Source organism: Mitsuaria sp. RG (genome assembly GCF_028369275.1).
Classification (GTDB): domain Bacteria; phylum Pseudomonadota; class Gammaproteobacteria; order Pseudomonadales; family Pseudomonadaceae; genus Aquipseudomonas; species Aquipseudomonas peradeniyensis.
This window is the reverse complement of the sequence record NZ_JAQMYQ010000004.1, coordinates 186292-192687: the sequence shown is the minus strand read 5'-3', so window position 1 is coordinate 192687 and position 6396 is coordinate 186292. Positions and strand designations below refer to the sequence as shown.

Sequence of the window (6396 nt, the reverse complement as noted above, 5' to 3'; positions counted from 1 at the left end):
CCTGTCGCGGGCAAGCCCGCTCCCACGCAGACGCTGTTGGCCGACAGGATACCGCCGAATCACGGCTCCCGTGTAGCACCACTGGGGCGATTGGCCACCACGCGGCGCCGGCGGATCAGCCCCGCGGCCAGGGTCAGCCCCAGCACCAGTGCCACCAGCCCATACAGTTCGTCATACCCCAGCAACGGCTTCTCGATGCGCAGGTACCCCGGTTCATTGAGCAGTTCGCGCAGTGCCGCGTCGGCCTGCTTGAGGCTGACCTGGCGCAGTTGCCGCACCGGATCGGTGAAACGCCCGTCCTCGTAGGCGTTGAGCGCCCCCCAGTAATAGTCGGCGAGCGCCGCGTTGCCCTGGGTGGTCCAGCTTTCCCGGGCAATTGCCGCCTCCTTGATCCGGGCGAAGGTGTCCGGGTCCAGGCCGTGTTTGCGCAGGTGGTCGAACAGCTCCCCGAGCACCTTCAGCGCCTCGTCGAGGTCCTGGCGCTCGAGGTCGGCATTGAGGCTGAGCATCCCGCTGTCGCCGAAGCTCTCGCGTTGCACCGACGGGCCATAGGACAGGCCGTGACGCAGGCGCAGCTGGTCGTACAGCGCCCAGTCGAGGTAGCGCGAGAGCAGCTCGAGGGTCTGGTCGTGGCCCTCCTCCAGCGTTGGCTCGATGAACAGCCAGTGCAGCTTGACGTTGTCGCCCAACCAGCCGCGGGTCAGGTCGCGGCGCTGCTCGGCCTGCTGGCTGATACTTTCCAGGTTGCGGCGCTCCTCGGGCTCGGTGGCCGGCAATTCGCCGAAGGTGCGTTCCAGGTAGGCCGGCAGCAGGCGGTCGAGGCCGCCGACGACGATCAGCGACATGTTGTTGGCCGCGTACCAGTGTTCGCGCAGTTGCCGGACCTGCTCCAGGGTCATGTCGTCGAGGTTGGAGCGCTCGGGGCACTTCAGGCCCAGCTCGGTGGCCAGCTGGTCGCTGGCCGGGTGGCCGATGTCCTGGCGGTCGAGCCAGCGCTGCAGACGGCCGTAGTGGCCGCCGTCCTCGCGTTCGATGATCTTCTTCGCGGTGGCCAGCGCCTTTTCGTCGATGCGGGTGTCGCGCAGGATTGCCAGCAGCAGGTCGAGCACTTTGCGCTGGTTGCGCGCCGGGGCCTCGATGACGAAGGTGGTGTCGGCGCTGCTGGTGAAGGCGTTCCACTCCCCGCCCAGGGCCTGCATGCGCTCCTCCAGGCCGCCCTCGCCCGTCTCGTCGATACCGCTGAACAGCAGGTGCTCGAGCAGGTGCGGCAGCTCGCGCTGGTCGCAGTCGAAGTCGTCCAGGCCCACGCCGACCACCAGGCGGATCGACACATGGTCGCGCTCGTAGCCGGACTTGAGGATCACTTGCAGGCCGTTGGGCAGCAGGTAACCCTCGACCCGTGAGCGATCGAGGGCGAGCGTGGGCAGGCTGAGGGTCAGCAGGCAGGCGAACAACAGGCAACGCATAGGCGAGCTTCGGTCTCCGGGGTGTCTGGGCTCAAGGCTGGCGGGCTTCGTCCGGCACGCTGTCGAGCATCAGCCCGCCGGTGTCGGTGCCGCCCAGTACCACATAGGCACTGCTGCAGAACAAAGAGTTCAAACGCTTCATGTCGGCAATCAGCTCCAAGTGTAGCGAACTGGTCTCGATACTCTGCACCACTTTACGTTGCAGGCGGCTGACATGGGCGTGGGCCAGGCGCCTTTCCTGGGCGCGGAAGCGGCGTTTCTCGCGCAGCAACTGGTGCGCGCTCTGCGGGTCGGCGCTGAGGAACACCGTCAGGCCCAGGCGCAGGTTGGCCAGCAGCTGCTCCTGCAGGCCGGTCAGTTCCTCCAGGCCGACCTGGGAAAACTCCCGGCGCTGCGAGGTCTTCTGCTGCTGGACCTTGCGCAGCATGCGCTCGATCAGGTCGCTGGCCAGCTTGAGGTTGATCGCCAGCTCGATGATTTCCGCCCAGCGCCGATTGTCCTGCTCGCCAAGATCCTCGCGGGGCATCTGCGCCAGGTACAGCTTGATGGCGTTGTACAGGGCCTCGGCGTCCTCGCCCAGGGCCCGCACCTGCTGCGGCATCGCGGTTTGGGTGCCGCGCAGGGCGCCGAGCATGGCCTCGAGCAGGCTGTCGACGATATCGCCCAGGCGCAGGGTTTCGCGCACGGCGTTGGCCAGTGCCAGGCTGGGGGTGTTCAGCGCGGTCGGGTCCAGGTGGCGCGGCTGGTGATGGCCGTTGCCGTTGTCACGTTCGGGCAACAGGTAGCTGCACACACGGCCCATGGGTTTGACCGTCGGCAGCATCAGCAGGCAGCGCAAGGTGTTGTAGAGCAGGTGGAAGCCGATCACCAGCTCTTGCGGGCTGAAGCTCAGGCTGTCCATCCACTCCACCAGAGGGTGCAGCACCGGGATGATCAGCAGCAGGCCGACGATCTTGTACAGCAGGCTGCCCAGCGCCACCCGGCGTCCGGCGCTGTTCTGCAGGCTGGTGGTGAGGAAGGCGAGCAGGCCGCTGCCGATGTTGGCGCCGATCACCAGGCCGATGGCCACCGGCAGGCTGATCACCTCGGCGCCGGCCAGGGTGGCGGTGAGCAGCACGGCGGCCAGGCTGGAGTAGGAAATCATGGCGAACAGCGCGCCGATCAGGGCGTCGAGCAGGATGTCGCCGGTCAGCGAGGCGAACAGCACCTTGACCCCCTGGGCGTGGGTGATCGGCGCGGCGGCGTGGACGATCAACTGCAGCGCCAGGATGATCAGGCCCAGGCCGATGCCCACCCGGCCCAGTTGGCCGGCGCGGGTCTGCTTGCGCGAGAGGAAGAAGATCACCCCGAGGAAGATCAGCAGCGGCGACAGCCAGGACAGGTCGAAGGTCAGCACCCGCGCCATCAGCGCAGTGCCCACGTCGGCACCGAGCATGATCGCCAGGGCCGGGGTCATGGCCATCAGGCCCTGGCCGACGAACGAGGTGACCAGCATGGCGGTGGCGTTGCTGCTCTGCACCATGGCGGTGACCAGGATCCCGGCGATGAACGCCAGCGGGCGCTTGTTCATGTTCTGGCCGAGCACCCGACGCAGGTTCGAGCCGTACACCCGCAGGATGCCGGTACGCACGATATGGGTGCCCCACACCAGCAGCGCCACGGCGGAGAGCAGGTTGAGCAGGGTCAGCATGGTCGGGCCCCCTTTTCTTCTATGCCCCTGGGCGGGGCCAATGGGTGCGGCGGTGAGCCTGGCCCGGGGGTGGGCTGGTTTTTTCAGTGCTCACTGAAGCTTTAGTTGTTTTGCCTGGCTGGCGCCAGCTTGGCATGGCTGAAATATATTTGAAACACGAGTGGCCTGTAGGAGCGGCCTTGTGTCGCGAAAGGGGCGCGCAGCGGCCCCAGGATCTTGGCATCATGCAAGATTGTCGGGACCGCTCTGCGGTCCTTTCGCGACACAAGGCCGCTCCTACAGGGGGCGTGGATGCGAAAAAGGGCCCCGAAGGGCCCTTTGTCTTTCTGCGCTTCCAGGTCTTACTGACCCGGAATGTCCTTGCGCAGTTTCACCGGATCGTGCTCCTTGCCCTTCTTGCGCGCCAGCGCCGTGCGCATGCGGATGTTGATCGCTTCAACCGCCAGCGAGAAGGCCATGGCGAAGTAGACGTAGCCCTTCGGCACGTGAACATCGAAAGATTCGGCGATCAGCACGGTACCGACGACGATCAGGAACGAAAGCGCGAGCATCTTCAGCGATGGGTGCTTGTCGATGAAGTCGCTGATGGTGCCGGCGCAGAGCATCATCACCAGCACCGCGACGATGATCGCGGCGATCATCACCGGTACGTGGGAGACCATGCCCACGGCAGTGATCACCGAGTCCAGGGAGAACACGATGTCGATGATGGCGATCTGGATGATGGTGTAGAAGAACTTGCCGCCCGCGCCTTTCGGCTCGTCCGCGCTCTCGTCCTCGCCTTCCAGGCCGTGGTAGATCTCCTGGGAGCTTTTCCACAGCAGGAACAGGCCACCGAAGAACAGGATCAGGTCGCGCCCGGAGATACCCTGGCCGAGCACATGGAACAGGTCGTCGGTCAGGCGCATGACCCAGGTGATCGACAGCAGCAGCATGATCCGTGTGACCATGGCCAGGGCCAGGCCGAAGATCCGCGTGCGCGGCTGCATGTGCTTGGGCATGCGGCTGACCAGGATCGAGATCATGATGATGTTGTCGATCCCGAGCACGATCTCAAGGGCCGTGAGGGTTAAAAAGGCAACCCAGATTTCCGGGCTGGTCAGCCATTCCATGTGTATTCCTTCGAGCAGTAAAGGCAAAGCGCCCAAATGGTGGGCGCTTTGCGGTTGGATGATGCGCTTGTGTTACAGACTGCTGAACAGCGGGAAAGTCCCCAGGGCCAGCGCGCCGAACATTATGCACAGGCACACCAGCACTGCCCACTTGAGGGTGAAGCGCTGGTGATCGCCGAACTCGATGCCGGCCAGGGCCACCAGCAGGTAGGTCGAGGGTACCAGCGGGCTGAGCAGGTGTACCGGCTGTCCGACGATCGACGCGCGGGCCATTTCCACCGGGGTGACGCCGTAGTGGCTGGCGAACTCCGACAGCACCGGCAGCACGCCGTAGTAGAAGGCGTCGTTGGACATGAAAAAGGTGAATGGCATGCTGACGATCGCGGTAATCACCGCCATGTACGGGCCGAACGCCTCTGGGATCACCGCCAGCAGGCTCTTGGACATGGCGTCGACCATGCCGGTGCCCGACAGGATGCCGGTGAAGATGCCCGCGGCGAAGATCAGCCCGCTGACGGCCAGCACGCTGGAGGCGTGGGCGGCGATGCGGTCCTTCTGCTGCTGCAGGCACGGGTAGTTGACGATCATGGCGATGCTGAAGGCGATCATGAACAGCACCGGCAGCGGTAGCACACCGGCGATCAGCGCGACCATCAGCGCGGCGGTCAGGGCACCGTTGAACCAGATCAGTTTCGGCCGACGTGCTTCGGGGAACTGCGACACGCTGATCTCGCTGTGGTCGATGTCGTCGGTCGGCAGGTGCAGCTCGCCCAGGCGGGCACGCTCGCGCTTGCCGTACCAGTAGGCGATGGCCAGGATCGCCGCCACGCCGAAGGCCATGGCCGGGATCATCGGCACGAAGATGTCCGACGGGTCCACGTGCAGGGCGCTGGCGGCACGGGCGGTGGGGCCGCCCCACGGGGTCATGTTCATCACCCCGCCGGCGAGGATGATCAGGCCGGCCATGATCCGCGGGCTCATGCCCAGACGGCTGTACAGTGGCAGCATGGCGGCGCAGCAGATCATGTAGGTGGTGGCGCCGTCACCGTCGAGGGACACCACCAGGGCCAGCACCGCGGTGCCGACCGAGACTTTCAGCGGGTCGCCCTTGACCAGTTTGAGGATCTTGCGCACGGCCGGGTCGAACAGGCCGGAGTCGATCATCAGGGCGAAGTAGAGAATGGCGAACATCAGCATCACGCCGGTGGGCGCGAGCTTGCTGATGCCTTCGAGCATCATCGGGCCGATCTTGGCGGAAAAACCACCGAACAGGGCGAACAGGATCGGTACCAGGATCAGCGCGATCAAGGCCGACAGGCGCTTGGTCATGATCAGGTACATGAAGGTGATGACCATGGCGAAGCCGAGGAAGGTCAGCATGGCGGTACTCCAGGCGTGGCGCGGCGAAAGGAAGGACGATTCGGGCGGATCAGCGCGTCAGGCGCTGCGCGGGGAGCAGGCGGAGGGGGACTGCGAAAAGGCGGGCACAGGAAAACATCAGAATCACCATTGTTGTTGTTGATTGGGCCGGGCGCGGAAGTTTCCGGGTGCCCTGGCTGACCGGTCTGCTGCCGGTGGTGGCGCTATCCTATGTGGGCAAGCTTTCAGCCAGCTTTCGGCTGCGGTCAGGCGACGGGAGGTCGTTCGATGGTGGATGTCGTGGAAGGCGGGTGTCATTGCGGGGCGTTGCGCTACCGGCTGCAGGCCGATCTGGGCGATGTCGCCCATTGTCATTGCTCGATTTGCCGGCGGGTCAGCGGCGGCACGCTGGTTACCTGGGTCACCCTGCCCCTTGCGGGCTTCCAGTGGCTGGCGGGCTCGCCCCAGCGCTACATGGCGCCGCAGAGTTGCAGCCGGTATTTCTGTGGCAACTGTGGGGCGCATGTGGCGCTCGTGACCGCGCATAGCCCTGGAACGATCGATGTGACGGTGGCGACGCTGGATCATCCCGAGCGGGTGCCGGCCAATCGGCATATCTGGGTGGGGAGCCGGTTGCCGTGGTTGCAGGTGGATCAGGGGTTGCCGGAGGAGGACGAGGAAAGCCTTTGAGGTTTGGTGCTGGCTGTCGGGCTGCGAGACTTCTGTAGGAGCGGCCTTGTGCCGCGAATGGGCTGCAGAGCAGCCCCGG

Annotated in this window: 5 protein-coding genes; 1 reads left to right on the top strand and 4 read right to left on the bottom strand. The window is 65.3% G+C overall.

The window, feature by feature from the left end:
- Nucleotides 1–59 precede the first annotated feature (59 nt).
- The 4 genes from POF53_RS04330 to POF53_RS04315 all read right to left on the bottom strand — a co-directional run bounded on the left by POF53_RS04330 (nucleotide 60) and on the right by POF53_RS04315 (nucleotide 5648).
- On the bottom strand, nucleotides 60–1466 hold the full coding sequence (locus POF53_RS04330) for a M16 family metallopeptidase (protein WP_254463872.1): 1407 nt from the start codon (nucleotides 1464–1466) through the stop codon (nucleotides 60–62).
- Between the two features lie 31 nt (nucleotides 1467–1497).
- Nucleotides 1498–3156, bottom strand: coding sequence for a Na/Pi cotransporter family protein (locus POF53_RS04325; protein ID WP_203649085.1), 1659 nt, complete (start codon nucleotides 3154–3156; stop codon nucleotides 1498–1500).
- Between the two features lie 341 nt (nucleotides 3157–3497).
- The gene (locus tag POF53_RS04320; protein WP_186712185.1) at nucleotides 3498–4268 is read right to left on the bottom strand and encodes a TerC family protein; all 771 of its coding nucleotides are present in this window, start codon (nucleotides 4266–4268) and stop codon (nucleotides 3498–3500) included.
- Between the two features lie 72 nt (nucleotides 4269–4340).
- Nucleotides 4341–5648: a CitMHS family transporter gene (locus tag POF53_RS04315; protein WP_110735981.1), complete on the bottom strand. Its 1308-nt coding sequence runs from the start codon at nucleotides 5646–5648 to the stop codon at nucleotides 4341–4343.
- A 267-nt stretch (nucleotides 5649–5915) separates the two neighbouring features.
- Between POF53_RS04315 and POF53_RS04310 the strand changes: the two genes are divergently transcribed.
- On the top strand, nucleotides 5916–6317 hold the full coding sequence (locus tag POF53_RS04310; protein WP_203649081.1) for a GFA family protein: 402 nt from the start codon (nucleotides 5916–5918) through the stop codon (nucleotides 6315–6317).
- Nucleotides 6318–6396: the final 79 nt, after the last annotated feature.

Bases quoted from the DNA above. Each gene is read 5' to 3' on its own strand.
- POF53_RS04330 (WP_254463872.1), bottom strand. From the start codon at position 1,466: ATGCGTTGCCTGTTGTTCGCCTGCCTGCTGACCCTCAGCCTGCCCACG.
- POF53_RS04325 (WP_203649085.1), bottom strand. From the start codon at position 3,156: ATGCTGACCCTGCTCAACCTGCTCTCCGCCGTGGCGCTGCTGGTGTGG.
- POF53_RS04320 (WP_186712185.1), bottom strand. From the start codon at position 4,268: ATGGAATGGCTGACCAGCCCGGAAATCTGGGTTGCCTTTTTAACCCTC.
- POF53_RS04315 (WP_110735981.1), bottom strand. From the start codon at position 5,648: ATGCTGACCTTCCTCGGCTTCGCCATGGTCATCACCTTCATGTACCTG.
- POF53_RS04310 (WP_203649081.1), top strand. From the start codon at position 5,916: ATGGTGGATGTCGTGGAAGGCGGGTGTCATTGCGGGGCGTTGCGCTAC.